Raw genomic sequence first — 14,049 nt, forward strand, 5'->3', positions numbered from 1 at the left:
CCGGCCGCCACCTGCGCCAGCGTGCGCTCGACCAGCGCACCGGCCTTCTCCACCCCGAGGGCCGCCTGCACCGCCTTGACCGACTCCGGCGCCGAGGTAGCGTAGACCAGCAGCGGCTCTTCACCCAGCCGGCTGCCTGCCCAGTCCAGCGCCGCCGCAGCGAGGTCATCGCCCGCAGCGATACGCAGCGGGTCAACCGCGAAGCCGCGCTGCGGATGGCGGGCCAGGAACGCAGCGACCTGCGCATTGGAGGCCGCCGAGCAACTGCCCGACACGATCGCCCGCGCCCCCGCCGACGGCGGCAATTGCGCCGCGTCGCCGCCCGCCGCGAGGCCGAAGTTGGCCGGCAGGCCGATCGCCACGCCGGAACCGGCGGTGAGCACCGGCAAGGCCGCGAACGCCCGGCCCATGGCGTGCAGGTCGGCGTCGTCCAGCGCGTCGACGATGGCGATGGCCACGCCGGCAGCCTTCAGCTCCGCCATGCGCTGCGCGATGGCCTCGCTGCCGCGACGCACCACGGTGTGTTCGATGAGACCGACGCGCCGCGAGCACTGGCGCTGCATCACGCGCACCAGGCTGGGGTCGGTCATCGGTGTCAGCGGGTGGTCGCGCATGCTGCCTTCGCTGAGCAGCACGTCGCCGGTGAAGAGGTAGCCCTTGTAGACGGTGCGGCCGTTGGCCGGGAAGGCCGGGCACGCGATGGTGAAGTCGCAGCCGAGGGCATCCATCAGCGCCTCGGTCACCGGGCCGATGTTGCCGCGGTCGGTGGAATCGAAGGTCGAGCAGACCTTGAAGTAGATCTGCCGGGCGCCGTGCTCGCGCAGCCAGCGCAAGGCCGCCAGCGACTGGGCCACGGCCTCGCCGGCGGGGATGGTGCGTGACTTCAGCGCCACCACCACCGCCTCGGCGCCCCGCGGCGGCGCGCCCTCGGGCACGCCGATGGTCTGCACGCTGCGCATGCCGGAACGCACGAGGTTGTTGGCCAGGTCGGTGGCGCCGGTGAAGTCGTCGGCGATGCAGCCTAGTTTCATGGGTCTCCTCCAGGGTCGCGAGTCTGGCACAGGCGCGACGGCGCCACGCCTCACTCTGGTCTCGCAAAGAATGTGAGCGAACGCACACATTTCTTTGCCAATTCCTGGGCAGCGAGCCGTCAGCACTCTCCATCGGCGAGTGCTAATATGAATGGAACGAAAGGAGCCCCAGCATGTCTGAAGCTTCCATGAACATGACCCCGACCACTGCGCTTGCCGTCCGCGACCCCTGGGCCTTGGTGCCCTCGCTGGGCAACCTCGACGCCTACATCAGCGCCGTCAACCGGCTGCCGCTGCTGACGCAGGAAGAGGAAGTGAGCCTCGCCCGCCGGCTGCGTGCCAGCGGCGACCTGCAGGCCGCCGGGCAGCTGGTGCTGTCGCACCTGCGCCTGGTGGTATCGATCTCGCGCCAGTACCTGGGATACGGGCTGCCGCACGGCGACCTGATCCAGGAAGGCAACGTCGGCCTGATGAAGGCCGTCAAGCGCTTCGACCCCGAGCAGGGTGTGCGCCTGGTCAGCTACGCGATGCACTGGATCAAGGCCGAGATCCACGAGTACATCCTGAAGAACTGGCGCATGGTCAAGGTCGCCACGACCAAGGCCCAGCGCAAGCTGTTTTTCAATCTGCGCTCGATGAAGCAGAACCTCAAGGACGAGGCCGCCGATGTCGACACGCACCGCAGCACGCTGACCGCCGCCGAGGTGGACACGGTCGCCCGCACGCTCAACGTCAAGCGCGAAGAGGTGCTGGAGATGGAAACCCGCCTGGCCGGCGGCGACGTCGCGCTGGAGCCGCAATCCGGCGACGACGGCGAGGAGACCTACGCGCCGATCGCCTACCTGGCCGACGAGGCCCACGAGCCGACCCGCGTGCTGGAAGCGCGCAAGCGCGACTGGCTGGCCAGCGACGGCATCGCCCGCGCGCTGGAGACGCTCGACGAGCGCAGCCGCCGCATCGTCGAGGAGCGCTGGCTGAAGGTCAACGACGACAGCTCGGGCGGCATGACGCTGCACGAACTGGCCGCCGACTACGGCGTTTCGGCCGAGCGCATCCGCCAGATCGAGGTGGCGGCGATGAAGAAGATGCGCAAGGCGCTGGCGGAAGCCGCCTGAGCCATCGCGGCGGGTTCAGCCCGCCGCCAGCAGGGTCTTGAGGTCCGCGGCCAGCGCGTCAGCGCCGCTGCCGTAGCGCACGAACAGCCGCACCTTGCCCGAGGCGTCGAACACGTACGAGCCGGCGGTGTGGTCGACGGTGTAGCTGCCCTCGGTCCTGCCCGGCACCTTGGCGTAGAAGACCTTGAACTCCTTGGCCATCGCCGCCGTCTGCTCGGGCGTGCCGCGCAGGGCCACGAAGCTCGGGTCGAAGCTGCCCATGTAGGCCTTGAGCAGCTCGGGCGTGTCGCGGTCCGGGTCGACCGTCACGAACACGCCCTGGATGCGATCGCCGTCGGCGCCGAGCGACTTCTTCACCTGCGCCAGTTCGGCCATGGTGGTCGGGCAGACATCCGGGCACTGGGTGTAGCCGAAGAACACCACCGTCACCTTGCCCTTGAAGTCGGCCAGCGTGCGCGTCTTGCCGTCCGGATCCTGCATCGACAACTGGCGCGCGTATTCGGCGCCGGTGATGTCGACGGCGCGGAACGAGGCGCCGGATCCGGCTGAGCCGCCGGGCTTGTCGCAGCCGGCCAGCAGCAGCGCCGCCATCGAGATCAGGGCGAGTCGTCGGGAAGTCATCGCAGCAGCAGTCCGAGGTAATGGTCCACCAGCAGCGCGGCGAACAGCAGCGAGAGGTGGAGGATGGAGAAGCGGAAGGTCTTGCGCGCCAGCTGGTCGGAGTAGGCCCGCCACAGCTTCCACGCATAGCCGATGAAGAGGGCACCAAGCACCAGCGCACTGGCGAGGTAGAACCAGCCACTCATGCCCGAGACGAAGGGCAGCAGCGTGGCGGCAAACAGCACGAAGGTGTAGAGCAGCACCTGCAACCGCGTGTACTCGGCGCCGTGGGTGACCGGCAGCATCGGCAGGCCCGCACGCCGGTAGTCCTCCGCGCGGTACAGCGCCAGCGCCCAGAAGTGCGGTGGCGTCCACAGAAAGATGATCAGGCACAGGATCAGCGCCTCGGGCCCGACCTCGCCGCGGATGGCGGCCCAGCCCAGCACCGGCGGCATGGCGCCGGAAGCACCGCCGATGACGATGTTCTGCGGCGTCAGCGGCTTGAGCACCACGGTGTAGATGACCGCATAGCCGACGAACGTGGCCAGCGTGAGCCACATCGTCAGCGGATTGGCCCACAGGTAGAGCACCGCACTGCCGATGCCGCACAGCACGGCCGAGAAGACCAGCGTCTGCGTGCGTGTCAGCTCGCCACGCGCGGTGGGGCGCCAGGCGGTGCGGGCCATGCGCGAGTCGATCTGCTGCTCGATCAGGCAGTTGAAGGCAGCGGCGGCCGCCGCCACCAGCCAGATGCCGACGGTGCCGGCCAGCGCTTCGCGCCAGGGCGGCAGGCCGGGCGTGGCCAGCAGCATGCCGATCACCGCGCAGAAGACGATCAGCTGCACCACGCGGGGCTTGGTGAGCACGTAGTACTGGCGCCAGCGCGACGGCAGCGACGCCGGTGCAGCGGGGTGTTGGGCGACGGTCTCGGACATGATTTCGGGCCAGGGAGCCTACAGCATCGCGCGAACGGGCCGCGTGGCCCTTGCGCCAACGCGCCCGGTGGAGCCCGCCAGCGCCGAGCGAGCCACCGCCACGGCCAGCAGCGCGATCAGTGCCGCAGCGCCGGCCGTATGGGCCAGCGCCGCCAGCAGCGGCCAGCCGAGCACGACGTTGCTCAGGCCGGAGGCCAGCTGCCAGAGCGCCAGCACCAGCAGCGCGACGGCCAGGCGGCGCGTGCCCGCCTCGCCGCTGCGGTGCAGCGTCCAGCCGAGCACCAGCATCGCCGCGAGCACCACGTAGGCCGCCAGGCGATGGGTGTAGTGAATGGCCGTCAGCGCCGCAAAGGGCAGGTAGTCGCCCTGCTTCGTCTCGCCGAGATCACGCAGCAGCGTGAAGCCGTGGCGGAAGTCCATCGCCGGCCACCACGAACCCTGGCAGGTCGGGAATTCCTGGCAGGCGAGCACGGCGTAGTTGGTGCTGACCCAGCCACCCAGCGCGACCTGCAGCACCGCCAGGGCCGCCACGGCCTGCACGCCGCGCCGCACGCCGGGCGACACCGCCAGCGGCCGCGGCGACTGCACTTCGGCAATCACCGCCAGCAGCGCCAGCAGGCCGATGCCGCCGAGCAGGTGCAGCGTCACAATCGCCGGATAGAGCTTCATCGTGACGGTGAGCGCGCCGAAGGCGCCCTGCGCACACACCCAGACCAGCGCCGCCGTCGCCCACCACGGCGACACGCCGCTGTGGCCCTGCCGGGCCTCGCGCCAGCTCGCCACCGTCATCACGATGATCAGCACGCCGACGGACATGGCGAGGTAGCGATGGATCATCTCCACCCAGGCCTTGCCGTGCGTCACCGGCCCGCTCGGCCGCACGCTCTGCTCGGCGTGGATCTCCTCGCGTGCACCCAGCGGGCTGGCGCTGCCGTAGCAGCCCGGCCAGTCGGGGCAGCCCAGACCGGAGTCCGACAGCCGCGTGAAGGCGCCGAACACCACCAGGTCGAAGGTGAGGAACAGCGTCAGCAGGGTCAACGCGCGCAGCCGCTTGGCGGGCGAGGCATCACGGTGGCGCAGCCAGACCCAGGCCAGCGGCCCGAGGGCGAGCACGAGGCCGAGCAGCGCCAGGCGCAGCACCGGCGTGAGGTCGTACAGCGGTTGCGCGTCCATGCTCTCAGGGGCGGCCGGCGGTATCCCACCAGGAGGAGGCGCGCAGCAGCTTCTCCAGGTCGCGCTTGAACTTGGCAGGTTCGGGGTCGCCCGCCGCGCGCATCATCCAGTTGCCCAGCGGATCGACCACGTAGAAGTGCTGCTCGAGCGCCTGGCCCGCCGCCGGCTGCAGCCACTGCGCCAGCGCGTCGCGCGACACGCGCAGCACGGTGGGCGGCGCCACGGCGCGGATCGCCTGCAGCGTCTCGGCGCGCACCGGCTGGTCGTCGACGATCAGCCAGACCTTGTCGAGGCGGTCCTTCTCGCGGCCGAGCGTCTCGCGCAGCTGGCGCTGCAGCCACAGGCGCTTCTCGCACCCCGCATCGCAGGCGCCGCCGGAGACCACCACCAGCAGCCACTGGCCGCGCAACGAGGCCGCCGGCACCGCCTGGCCCTGCAGGTCGGTCAAGGCGAGCGCCTCGGGCAGCGGGCGCTGCGGGTCGATCAGTTCGCCGTAGTTGGTGCGCCCTTCCGGCCGCACGACGAAGTACATGAAGTACGAAGCTATCACCGGCGCAGCGCACACCAGCAGGATCAGCAACATCTTCACCCGGCCCGTGGCGGTGCGGCGCGCGCCGTCGTCGACGCCGGGCGTGGGCATCGAGTGCACGGTGAAGCTCAGCGGCGAGGACGCCTCACGTGCGGCGTCGGAGCCGGGGACGGACGAGTTGGAACCAGACATACAGACCCGTGATGAGGCTCGCCAATGCGAACCACTGGAAGGCATAACCGTAGTGCTTGTGCACGTCGACCGCGGGCGCCGGCCAGCGGCGCAGCAGACCGTCGGTCGGCGCGCCGGCGGCATCGGTCTGCAGCACCGACAGCGGCCGCAGGCGCAGGCCCGTTTCGCGCCCGAAGGCGTCGAGGTCGAGATTCTGCCGGATCGCGCCCTGCCCCTCGGCGCCGAGCTCGAAGAGCCGCGACGGCGGCGGGGCGATGCGCCCTTCGACGCTGACCACGCCCTCGGGGGTGGCGACCTCCGGCACGCGGCTGCGGTCGCTGGCATCGCGCGGCACCCAGCCACGCTGCACCAGCACGGCGTCGCCGTCGGGCAGCGCCAGCGGCGTCACCACGTAGAAGCCGGCACGGCCGTCCATCGGCCGGTTGTCGAGGTAGACCGTGCGGCCGCCCACCCAGCGGCCTTGCAGCGAGATGCGCCGGTGGTGCTGGGCCGCGGCGTCCTGCGCGCTGCGCGCGAGTTCGGCCGCGGCCAGCGGCGGCGCCGCGCCGCGAGAGTCGAGCGAGGCCTGCAGGGCCTCCTTCTCGGCTGCCCGGGACAGCTGCCAGACGCCCAGGCGTGCCGTGATCGCCGCCGCCACCAATGCCGCGACGAGCACCACGACGCCGCGCGCGCGGCCGTTCATGCAAGACCCTCGGACTCTCGCCGGGGCGGATAATTGGCTCGCATGAAGATCCTCATGGCACTCGCCTTCGTCGGCATCCTCGGGGCGCTCGCCTCGGCCGGCGTGTTCATGCTCCGCGAGGGTCGCGACGGCAAGCCCAAGACCGGCAACATGATGCGCGCCCTGGCCACCCGCGTGGCGATCTCGGTGGCGCTGTTCCTGTTCATCTTGCTGTCGTGGTACATGGGCTGGATCCAGCCGAAGGGCATTCCGGTCGGCACCTGATCGGCGCATCAATGAAAAACGCCGCTTGCGCGGCGTTCTTCTCGGCGTGGCCGGAAGTCGTCAGGCCCAGTACACCACGATGTATAGACCGAGCCACACCACGTCGACGAAGTGCCAGTACCACGCGGCGCCCTCGAAGCCGAAGTGGCGCTGCGGCGTGAAGTGGCCCTTCATCAGGCGAATGGTGATGAACAGCAGCATCAGCATGCCGACGAACACATGGAAACCGTGGAAGCCGGTGAGCATGAAGAAGGTCGAGCCGAATGCACCGGAGCTGAGCTTGAGGTTCAGGTCGCGGTAGGCGTGCATGTACTCGTAGCCCTGCACGACCAGGAAGGTGGCGCCCAGCAGCACGGTGATCCACATCCAAAAGATCGTCTTGCTGCGCTTGTCGGCGATCAGCGCATGGTGCGCGATGGTCAGGGTAACGCCCGAGGTCAGCAGCAACAGCGTATTGATCGTCGGCAGCGGCCACGGGCCGATGGTCTGGAACGGCTCGACGATGCCGGCCGGCGAGCCGGTGGCGCCCGGCGCGCTGCTCGGCCACACGGCCTTGAAGTCGGGCCACAGCAGCGCATTCTCCAGGCTGCCGAGGTTGGGCAGCGCGTGCAGCCGCGTCCAGTACAGCGCGCCGAAGAAGGCGGCGAAGAACATCACCTCCGAGAAGATGAACCAGCTCATGCTCCAGCGGAAGGAGACATCGATGCGGTCGCTGTACAGGCCGCCTTCGCTCTCGGCGATCGCGGTGCGGAACCAGCCCTGCATCACGAAGGCCCACATCGCCAGGCCGAACAGCGTGACCCAGGCACCCCAGCCGTGCCCGTTCACCCATTGGCCGGCGCCCAGGATGACCAAGAACAGGCCGGCGGCGGTGAGCACCGGAAAGCGCGAGGGCGCCGGGACAAAGTAGTAGGGCGTCTGCCCGTGGTGTGTCGCTGCCGACATGGGTTCTCCTCAGGGTCCTATTCAGTTTTCTACGTCGCCACTCCGCTGGCGATGATCCAATTCACGACAAGCACCAGCACGCCGATGAAGACGATCGCGCCGATGACACCGGCGATGATCACGTGCACCGGGTTGAGCTGGGCCACGTCCTGCTCGTAGTCGCGCGACTTGCGCACGCCGAAGAACGACCAGGCCACGGCCTTCATCGTCTGCAGGAACGAGCCCCTGCGCTGCACCGCTTGCTTGAGGTCGCCGCTCACAGTGTCGGCTCCGCAGGCGTCTTGCCGCCCACCTCGAAGAAGGTGTACGACAGCGTGATCGTGCGCACGTCGCGCGGCAGCTTCGGGTCGACGATGAAGACGACCGGCCACTGCTTGCTCTCGCCGGGCTGCAGCAGGTATTCGTTGAAGCAGAAGCACTCGAGCTTGTTGAAGTGCGCCATCGCCTGGCGCGGCGCATAGCTCGGGATGGCCTGCGCGGCCATGGCGCGGTTCTGCACGTTCTTGAACTCGTACATCACCGTGGCCATCTCGCCGGGGTGGACGTCGATCGAGCGCATCGCCGGCTTGAACTCCCACGGGCCGCGCACGTTGGCGTCGAACTCGATGGTCACGATGCGGCTCGTGTCGACCTGCGTGTTCTGCGACTTCGGCGCGTTGCCCGGTACCTTGCGCTCGGCCACCGACAGCACGTTGATGCCCAGCGCATTGCAGATCGCCCGGTACATCGGCACCAGCGCATAGCCGAAGCCGAACATCAGCGCGGCGATGACGACGAGCTTGCCGACCATGCGCAGGTTGTCGCTGCGCAGGGTCGGGTCGGCGTCGTGCGGGCTGGCGCTCATGGGTACCGCCGTGGGATCAGTTCGTGCCGAGCAGCGCGATCTTGGCCACGAAGCCGACGAACAGCGCCAGCGCCACCGAGGCGAGGATCAGCCCGAGCCGCAGATTGGCCTTCTTCTGTTCTTCGGTCTTCATGTGTCTCTCAGCCCATCACCTTGGTGGCCGACGGGTTCAGCAGCGGCGGGGTCTCGAAGGTGTGGAACGGCGCCGGCGACGGCACTTCCCACTCCAGGCCCTCGGCGCCTTCCCACGGCTTCTGCGGGGCCTTCTCGCCCTTGCCGCGCATCATCGGCACGACGACGAAGAAGAAGAAGTACACCTGCATCAGGCCGAAGCCGAACGCGCCCACCGAGGCGATCGCGTTGAAGTCGGCGAACTGCATCGGGTAGTCGGCATAACGACGCGGCATGCCGGCCAGCCCGAGGAAGTGCATCGGGAAGAAGGTGATGTTGAAGAAGATCAGCGAACCCCAGAAGTGGATCTTGCCGCGCGTCTCGGAGTACATCACGCCGGTCCACTTCGGTCCCCAGTAGTACACGCCGGCGAAGAGGGCGTACAGCGAGCCGGCCACCAGCACGTAGTGGAAATGCGCCACCACGTAGTAGGTGTCCTGGATCTGGATGTCGATCGGCGCCATCGCGCAGATCAGGCCGGTGAAGCCGCCCATAGTGAACACGAAGATGAAGCCCACGGCCCACAGCATCGGGGTCTCGAAGGTCATCGAGCCGCGCCACATCGTGGCGATCCAGTTGAACACCTTCACGCCGGTGGGCACCGCGATCAGCATCGTCGCGTACATGAAGAACAGCTGGCCCGTCACCGGCATGCCGGTGGTGAACATGTGGTGCGCCCAGACGATGAACGACAGGATCGCGATCGAGGCCGTGGCGTACACCATCGAGGTGTAGCCGAACAGCGGCTTGCGGGCGAAGGCCGGGATGATCGCGCTGACGATGCCGAACGCCGGCAGGATCATGATGTAGACCTCGGGGTGCCCGAAGAACCAGAAGATGTGCTGGTACATCACCGGGTCGCCGCCGCCGGCCGGGTTGAAGAAGTGCGTGCCGAAGTGGCGGTCGGTCAGCGTCATCGTGATCGCGCCGGCCAGCACGGGCATCACCGCGATCAGCAGGTAGGCGGTGATCAGCCAGGTCCAGCAGAAAAGCGGCATCTTCATCAGCGTCATGCGCGGGGCGCGCATGTTCAGGATCGTGACGATGATGTTGATCGAGCCCATGATCGAGCTGGCACCCATGATGTGCATCGCGAAGATGCCGGCGTCCATGCTCGGGCCCATCTGCAGCGTCAGCGGCGCGTAGAGCGTCCAGCCGGCCGCCGGTGCACCGCCCGGCATGAAGAACGAACCGACGAGCATCAGCGCCGCCGGGATCAGCAGCCAGAAGCTCAGGTTGTTCATGCGCGCGAAGGCCATGTCGCTCGCGCCGATCTGCAGCGGGATCATCCAGTTCGCGAAGCCGACGAAGGCCGGCATGATCGCGCCGAACACCATGATCAGGCCGTGCATGGTGGTCAGCTGGTTGAACAGCTGCGGGTTGACGATCTGCAGGCCGGGCTGGAACAGCTCGGCGCGGATCAGCAGCGCGAGCACGCCACCGACCATCAGCATCGCGAACGAGAACAGCAGGTACATCGTGCCGATGTCCTTGTGGTTCGTCGCATACAGCCAGCGGCGCCAGCCATGCGGCGCGTGGTGGTCGTGATCGTGGGCGTGGTCGCCGTGGTGGGCGCCGTGGTGGTCGATGACTGCGCTCATGACGTTTCCTTCAGATTCGACGGATTACTTGCGGGCGGCGAGCACGTCCGCCGGCTGCACCACCTGGCCGGTCTTGTTCGACCAGCTGTTCTTCGTGTAGGTGATCACCGCGGCGATCTCGGTGTCGGACAGCTGCTTCCAGGCCGGCATGGCGCCGTTGTTCTGGCCGTTGAGCAGCACCGCGATCTGCTTGGTCTTGTCGGCATCGAGCACGACGGGTGAGCCATCGACCGGCTTGATCGGGCCGGCGCCCTTGCCGTTGGCCTGGTGGCAGGCCGCGCAATTGGCGGCGTAGACCTTCTCGCCGCGCTCGACCAGGGCCGCGAGCTCCCAGACCTTGTTGGGATCATCCGCCGCGGCGGCCATTTCCTTCTTCTTGCCGTCGACCCACTTGCTGTACTCCTCCTTCGAGAGCACCTTCACGTGGATGGGCATGTAGGCGTGTTCCTTGCCGCACAGCTCGGCGCACTGGCCGTAGAAGTCGCCGGTCTTCTCGGCGCGGAACCAGGTGTCGCGCACGAAGCCGGGGATCGCGTCCTGCTTGACGCCGAAGGCCGGCACCATCCAGGCGTGGATCACGTCGTTGGCGGTGGTGATGATGCGCACCTTGGTGTCCACCGGCACGACCAGCGGGTTGTCGACCTTCAGCAGGTAGTCGTCGGTCGGCGGCGGCTTGCCGCTGTTGGACATCTCGCGGTGCGTGACGTCGAGCGTGGACAGGAAGCCGATGCCCTCGCCCTCGCCCTTCAGGTAGTCGTAACCCCACTTCCACTGGTAGCCGGTGGCCTTGATGGTGAGGTCGGCGGCGCTGGTGTCCTTCATCGCGACGACGACCTTGGTGGCCGGCAGCGCCATCGCGATCACGATCAGCAGCGGCACGATGGTCCAGATGATCTCGACCGTGGTGCTCTCGTGGAAGTTGGCGGCCTTGGCGCCCTTGCTCCTGCGGTGCTTGAAGACCGAATAGAACATCACGCCGAAGACGCCGATGAAGATCACCGTGCAGATCACCAGCATGAAGTAGTGCAGCCACTGCTGTTCGGCGGCGATCTTCGTGACCGGCGGATGCAGGTCGAGCTGGTTGACGGCCGGGCCGCCCGGCAGGCTGTTGACAGCCAGCGCGGCCTGCGTGGCCAGCGTCGCACCGGCCGTGACGGCCAGCCGCGCCAGCGTCGCGCGGAGTGATTTGATCGTCTTCATCGTTTTCACGTCTGTTTTGAGCCCGTTCAAGCCGTACCGGGCACGAAGCCCTGCACGTCTCCTCGCCGCGCCAGCGCCCACCGCATCTCGTCGGCGAGCTGCCCGCGCAGCTCGGGGCGCACGAAGCGCCCCACCACCACCTTCTTCCCCCGCTCCGACAGCTCGATCAGCGAGCCGTCGCCTCGCGTGGATGCCACCCTCACCCACTCGGTGCAGAACTCGCACCGCTCGGTGCGCGGACCGCAGGCCCGCTCCACCATCAACCTGCCGCCTTGCAGCCGGATGCTCTCGCGGTCCGTCGCGTGCCGCGCATGCACCAGCAGTGCCAAACCAACTGCGAGCACCTCCAGCCAGGCGAAGGGCATGACCAGCTTCGCCCCCAGCCACCAGAATATTCCGGCGATGGCCAGCGAAACGCCGCTCAGCCCCAGGTAAAACCCCAACATCTGCCTCGGCGTCAGACTGCAGTTGCGCCGAAGATCCCACCGCACCGAGCACTCGCCCGCTTCGGCCTGGCAGGCCTGCCCGAAGCGCAGGCGGCTCGTGGCGGCCTGCGTCGGCGTTGAAGTCGGGTCGTCGAACGACATGCTTGCTTACGTACTGCTGACAGCGCTGCGCTCGAAGCACGTCGATCCGACGGTGCTTTGATCAACTACAAGAGTTTAGCGCACCGGCTTGTCGTTCCGACCTCGGATCAACGCGCGCATGTCGTCCAGCGGCACGCTCGTCACGTCTGAGACGCGTGCGCGCGGTGCGGCACGGAAGGCATGGCCATAGGCCACCTCGAAGCTCATCGAGATGCGGCCCTGTGCATCGGCCAGCGCGTTGAGCTCGCTCAAGAGTCGCGCGCGCCAGCGCGGCGTGCGCAGGCCGGCGTGGCGGCGCGGCGACGCGTTGGCGCCCAGGCTGCGCAGTTCGGCCAGCAGCGATTCGGCATCGCGCCACTGCAGCGTGATCACCTCCTGGTCCATCACCGGGTCGGCGAAGCCGGCGTGGACCAGCATGTCACCGAGGTCGTGCATGTCGACGAAGGTGGGCGTGGCCGCACCCCAGCCGAGGCGCTCGTGGAGCGCACGCAGTTCGCGCAGCGTGCCGGGGCCGAGGCAGGAGAACATCACGAAGCCGTCGACGTCGAGCGAGTGCTGCCAGCGCGCGAACAGGGCCGGCGGGTCGGCCACCGCGTGCAGCATCATGTTGGCCCAGACGAACTGCGCGCTTGCCGGCAACGGATCGCCTTCGGTGATCACCCGTGGCACCGGCGACTGCCAGCGCCGGGCCGACCACCAGGGCCGATGGTTCGCCGCTTCACTGCGCAAGCGCAGCGCCTCGTCGGGCTCGACCACGATGCGCTGCGCCTGCGGATAGGCCTCGTCGAGCAGCTCACCTCCGGCGCCCAGCCAGCCCCACCAGTCGATCAAGGTTGCGGGCCGCAGTCGGATGATCGCGAGGCGTTCGGCCATGCGGCGCGCCACTTCGCGATGCAGCCAGGGGGGTTCGGCTTCGCGCGCCAGGCGGCGCAACGCGGACCGCACGGCCACGGCATCCAGCCCTCGCGAAGAGGCTTCGGGGGCAGGCGCGTCGCTCATGGGCGGGCAGTATATTGAGCCGGTGTCGATCGCCGCGAAGCTCGCAGCCCTGCCCGGCCAATGCAGTCTGTGCCACGACTGGGGCCGGGGTGCGCTGTGCACCGCTTGCCGGGCGCTGGTGGCAGTGCGGCCGCGCTGCCGGCGCTGCGCGATTGCGGTTCCCGCGGGCCAGGCGCTGTGTGGCGCGTGCGTTCGCGAACCGCCGCCGTTCGAGCACACCGTCGCGACCCTCGACTACGTCGCGCCCTGGGACGGCCTGATCCGGCACTTCAAGTTCCACGGCCAAGCCGAACTCGCCATGCCGCTGGCCGGGCTGCTGCGCGATGCGCTGGCCCGCGCGGGCATCGACGCGACCACCGCCGATCGGGTTCTGCCTGCACCGCTGAGCGACACCCGCCTGCGAGAGCGCGGCTTCAACCAATCGTGGGAGATCGCGCGCCGCCTCGGGCCGCGCGCCGATCCGGCCCTGCTGCTGCGCATCCGCGACACGCCGCACCAGGCCGACCTGCCGCTGGAGCGGCGCGCCGCCAACGTGCGTGGCGCGTTCGCCGTCGAGCCGCTTCGCCGCAGCGAACTCGAAGGCCGCAGCATCGCCCTGGTCGACGACGTGCTGACCACCGGCGCGACCGCCGCCGAGATGGCACGCACGCTGCTCGAGGCGGGCGCGGCACGCGTGCAGCTGTGGGTGCTGGCGCGCACGCCGGCACCCGGCTCGGCCTGAGTCCGGCGCGATCCCTTCGCCGATATACCTTCGCCGACAATCGGCGCGCCATGTTCAACATCGTGCTCGTTCATCCGGAGATCCCGCCGAACACGGGCAACGTGATCCGGCTCGCCGCCAACACCGGCTGCACGCTGCACCTGGTGGAGCCGCTGGGCTTCTCGATGGAGGACAAGCTGCTGGTGCGCGCCGGACTCGATTACCACGAGTACGCCAGCGTGCAGCGGCATGCGTCGTGGGCCGCGTTCCTGCGCGACGCCGAGCCGGACCTGGCGCGCTGCTTCGCCTTCACGACCCGCGCCACGCGCTTGTTTGGCGAGGTGTCCTGGCGAGCCGGCGACTGGCTGGTGTTCGGCTCCGAGAGCGCCGGCCTGCCCGAGGCTGTGCGCGAATCCTTCGCGCCGGCGCAGCGCCTGCGGCTGCCGATGCGCGCCGGCCAGCGCAGCCTGAACCTGAGCAA

18 protein-coding genes are annotated in these 14,049 nt (G+C 68.7%); 4 read left to right on the forward strand and 14 right to left on the reverse strand.

The window, feature by feature from the left end; translation table 11 throughout:
* Positions 1-1,031 (reverse strand): 3-oxo-tetronate kinase (gene otnK / locus AB7U92_RS08975; protein ID WP_428575843.1); only part of this gene is annotated, 1,031 nt, incomplete at its 3' end.
* A 194-nt stretch (positions 1,032-1,225) separates the two neighbouring features.
* Here otnK and rpoH point away from each other — a divergent pair.
* On the forward strand, positions 1,226-2,146 hold the full coding sequence (gene rpoH / locus AB7U92_RS08980) for an RNA polymerase sigma factor RpoH (RefSeq protein ID WP_428575859.1): 921 nt from the start codon (positions 1,226-1,228) through the stop codon (positions 2,144-2,146).
* A gap of 15 nt (positions 2,147-2,161) precedes the next feature.
* Here the strand turns inward: rpoH and AB7U92_RS08985 are convergent, their stop codons facing one another.
* From AB7U92_RS08985 to AB7U92_RS09005, 5 genes are read right to left on the reverse strand one after another with little or no spacing between them, the layout of a single operon-like run.
* The gene (locus AB7U92_RS08985; protein WP_428575844.1) at positions 2,162-2,767 is read right to left on the reverse strand and encodes an SCO family protein; all 606 of its coding nucleotides are present in this window, start codon (positions 2,765-2,767) and stop codon (positions 2,162-2,164) included.
* The gene (gene cyoE, locus AB7U92_RS08990; RefSeq protein WP_428575845.1) at positions 2,764-3,681 is read right to left on the reverse strand and encodes a heme o synthase; all 918 of its coding nucleotides are present in this window, start codon (positions 3,679-3,681) and stop codon (positions 2,764-2,766) included. The genes AB7U92_RS08985 and cyoE overlap by 4 nt, the downstream gene beginning before the upstream one ends.
* An 18-nt stretch (positions 3,682-3,699) precedes the next feature.
* Positions 3,700-4,854, reverse strand: a complete 1,155-nt coding sequence (locus tag AB7U92_RS08995) for a COX15/CtaA family protein (RefSeq protein ID WP_428575846.1) — start codon at positions 4,852-4,854, stop codon at positions 3,700-3,702.
* Positions 4,855-4,858: 4 nt separating this feature from the next.
* On the reverse strand, positions 4,859-5,575 hold the full coding sequence (locus AB7U92_RS09000) for a hypothetical protein (RefSeq protein WP_428575847.1): 717 nt from the start codon (positions 5,573-5,575) through the stop codon (positions 4,859-4,861).
* The gene (locus AB7U92_RS09005; RefSeq protein WP_428575848.1) at positions 5,529-6,257 is read right to left on the reverse strand and encodes an SURF1 family protein; all 729 of its coding nucleotides are present in this window, start codon (positions 6,255-6,257) and stop codon (positions 5,529-5,531) included. The genes AB7U92_RS09000 and AB7U92_RS09005 overlap by 47 nt, the downstream gene beginning before the upstream one ends.
* Before the next feature lie 42 nt (positions 6,258-6,299).
* Between AB7U92_RS09005 and AB7U92_RS09010 the strand changes: the two genes are divergently transcribed.
* On the forward strand, positions 6,300-6,521 hold the full coding sequence (locus AB7U92_RS09010) for a twin transmembrane helix small protein (RefSeq protein WP_428575849.1): 222 nt from the start codon (positions 6,300-6,302) through the stop codon (positions 6,519-6,521).
* Positions 6,522-6,581: 60 nt separating this feature from the next.
* On the opposite strand, the gene AB7U92_RS09015 is transcribed toward AB7U92_RS09010, so the two are convergent.
* From AB7U92_RS09015 to AB7U92_RS09050, 8 genes are all read right to left on the reverse strand, one after another.
* Positions 6,582-7,466: a cytochrome c oxidase subunit 3 gene (locus tag AB7U92_RS09015; protein WP_428575850.1), complete on the reverse strand. Its 885-nt coding sequence runs from the start codon at positions 7,464-7,466 to the stop codon at positions 6,582-6,584.
* Positions 7,467-7,495: 29 nt separating this feature from the next.
* A complete protein-coding gene (locus tag AB7U92_RS09020; RefSeq protein WP_428575860.1) occupies positions 7,496-7,672 on the reverse strand; it encodes a DUF2970 domain-containing protein in 177 nt (58 codons plus the stop codon).
* Between the two features lie 50 nt (positions 7,673-7,722).
* Entirely contained in the window at positions 7,723-8,310 is a 588-nt protein-coding gene (locus AB7U92_RS09025) for a cytochrome c oxidase assembly protein (protein ID WP_428575851.1), read from the reverse strand.
* A gap of 16 nt (positions 8,311-8,326) precedes the next feature.
* On the reverse strand, positions 8,327-8,443 hold the full coding sequence (locus AB7U92_RS09030; RefSeq protein WP_428575852.1) for a cytochrome oxidase small assembly protein: 117 nt from the start codon (positions 8,441-8,443) through the stop codon (positions 8,327-8,329).
* 7 nt (positions 8,444-8,450) lie between these two features.
* Positions 8,451-10,082 carry a cytochrome c oxidase subunit I gene (gene ctaD, locus AB7U92_RS09035; RefSeq protein ID WP_428575853.1) on the reverse strand — a complete coding sequence of 544 codons (1,632 nt, stop codon included), beginning with the start codon at positions 10,080-10,082 and terminating at the stop codon, positions 8,451-8,453.
* 24 nt (positions 10,083-10,106) lie between these two features.
* Positions 10,107-11,282 carry a cytochrome c oxidase subunit II gene (gene coxB / locus AB7U92_RS09040; protein WP_428575854.1) on the reverse strand — a complete coding sequence of 392 codons (1,176 nt, stop codon included), beginning with the start codon at positions 11,280-11,282 and terminating at the stop codon, positions 10,107-10,109.
* A 26-nt stretch (positions 11,283-11,308) separates the two neighbouring features.
* The gene (locus tag AB7U92_RS09045) at positions 11,309-11,869 is read right to left on the reverse strand and encodes a DUF2244 domain-containing protein (RefSeq protein ID WP_428575855.1); all 561 of its coding nucleotides are present in this window, start codon (positions 11,867-11,869) and stop codon (positions 11,309-11,311) included.
* Positions 11,870-11,944: 75 nt separating this feature from the next.
* Positions 11,945-12,868: a biotin synthase gene (locus AB7U92_RS09050; protein WP_428575856.1), complete on the reverse strand. Its 924-nt coding sequence runs from the start codon at positions 12,866-12,868 to the stop codon at positions 11,945-11,947.
* Between the two features lie 22 nt (positions 12,869-12,890).
* Here AB7U92_RS09050 and AB7U92_RS09055 point away from each other — a divergent pair, with 22 nt between their 5' ends.
* On the forward strand, positions 12,891-13,589 hold the full coding sequence (locus AB7U92_RS09055) for a ComF family protein (protein ID WP_428575857.1): 699 nt from the start codon (positions 12,891-12,893) through the stop codon (positions 13,587-13,589).
* 50 nt (positions 13,590-13,639) lie between these two features.
* Positions 13,640-14,049, forward strand: a 410-nt coding sequence (locus tag AB7U92_RS09060; RefSeq protein ID WP_428575858.1) for a tRNA (cytidine(34)-2'-O)-methyltransferase, incomplete at its 3' end; no start/stop codon positions are given.

It is taken from the genome of Piscinibacter sp., from assembly GCF_050175855.1.
GTDB lineage: Bacteria > Pseudomonadota > Gammaproteobacteria > Burkholderiales > Burkholderiaceae_C > Piscinibacter.

Bases quoted from the DNA above. Each gene is read 5' to 3' on its own strand.
- cyoE (WP_428575845.1), bottom strand. From the start codon at position 3,681: ATGTCCGAGACCGTCGCCCAACACCCCGCTGCACCGGCGTCGCTGCCG.
- AB7U92_RS09010 (WP_428575849.1), top strand. From the start codon at position 6,300: ATGAAGATCCTCATGGCACTCGCCTTCGTCGGCATCCTCGGGGCGCTC.
- AB7U92_RS08985 (WP_428575844.1), bottom strand. From the start codon at position 2,767: ATGACTTCCCGACGACTCGCCCTGATCTCGATGGCGGCGCTGCTGCTG.
- coxB (WP_428575854.1), bottom strand. From the start codon at position 11,282: ATGAAGACGATCAAATCACTCCGCGCGACGCTGGCGCGGCTGGCCGTC.
- AB7U92_RS08995 (WP_428575846.1), bottom strand. From the start codon at position 4,854: ATGGACGCGCAACCGCTGTACGACCTCACGCCGGTGCTGCGCCTGGCG.
- AB7U92_RS09050 (WP_428575856.1), bottom strand. From the start codon at position 12,868: ATGAGCGACGCGCCTGCCCCCGAAGCCTCTTCGCGAGGGCTGGATGCC.
- ctaD (WP_428575853.1), bottom strand. From the start codon at position 10,082: ATGAGCGCAGTCATCGACCACCACGGCGCCCACCACGGCGACCACGCC.
- AB7U92_RS09015 (WP_428575850.1), bottom strand. From the start codon at position 7,466: ATGTCGGCAGCGACACACCACGGGCAGACGCCCTACTACTTTGTCCCG.
- rpoH (WP_428575859.1), top strand. From the start codon at position 1,226: ATGACCCCGACCACTGCGCTTGCCGTCCGCGACCCCTGGGCCTTGGTG.
- AB7U92_RS09045 (WP_428575855.1), bottom strand. From the start codon at position 11,869: ATGTCGTTCGACGACCCGACTTCAACGCCGACGCAGGCCGCCACGAGC.
- AB7U92_RS09020 (WP_428575860.1), bottom strand. From the start codon at position 7,672: ATGAAGGCCGTGGCCTGGTCGTTCTTCGGCGTGCGCAAGTCGCGCGAC.
- AB7U92_RS09030 (WP_428575852.1), bottom strand. From the start codon at position 8,443: ATGAAGACCGAAGAACAGAAGAAGGCCAATCTGCGGCTCGGGCTGATC.
- AB7U92_RS09005 (WP_428575848.1), bottom strand. From the start codon at position 6,257: ATGAACGGCCGCGCGCGCGGCGTCGTGGTGCTCGTCGCGGCATTGGTG.
- AB7U92_RS09000 (WP_428575847.1), bottom strand. From the start codon at position 5,575: ATGTCTGGTTCCAACTCGTCCGTCCCCGGCTCCGACGCCGCACGTGAG.
- AB7U92_RS09025 (WP_428575851.1), bottom strand. From the start codon at position 8,310: ATGAGCGCCAGCCCGCACGACGCCGACCCGACCCTGCGCAGCGACAAC.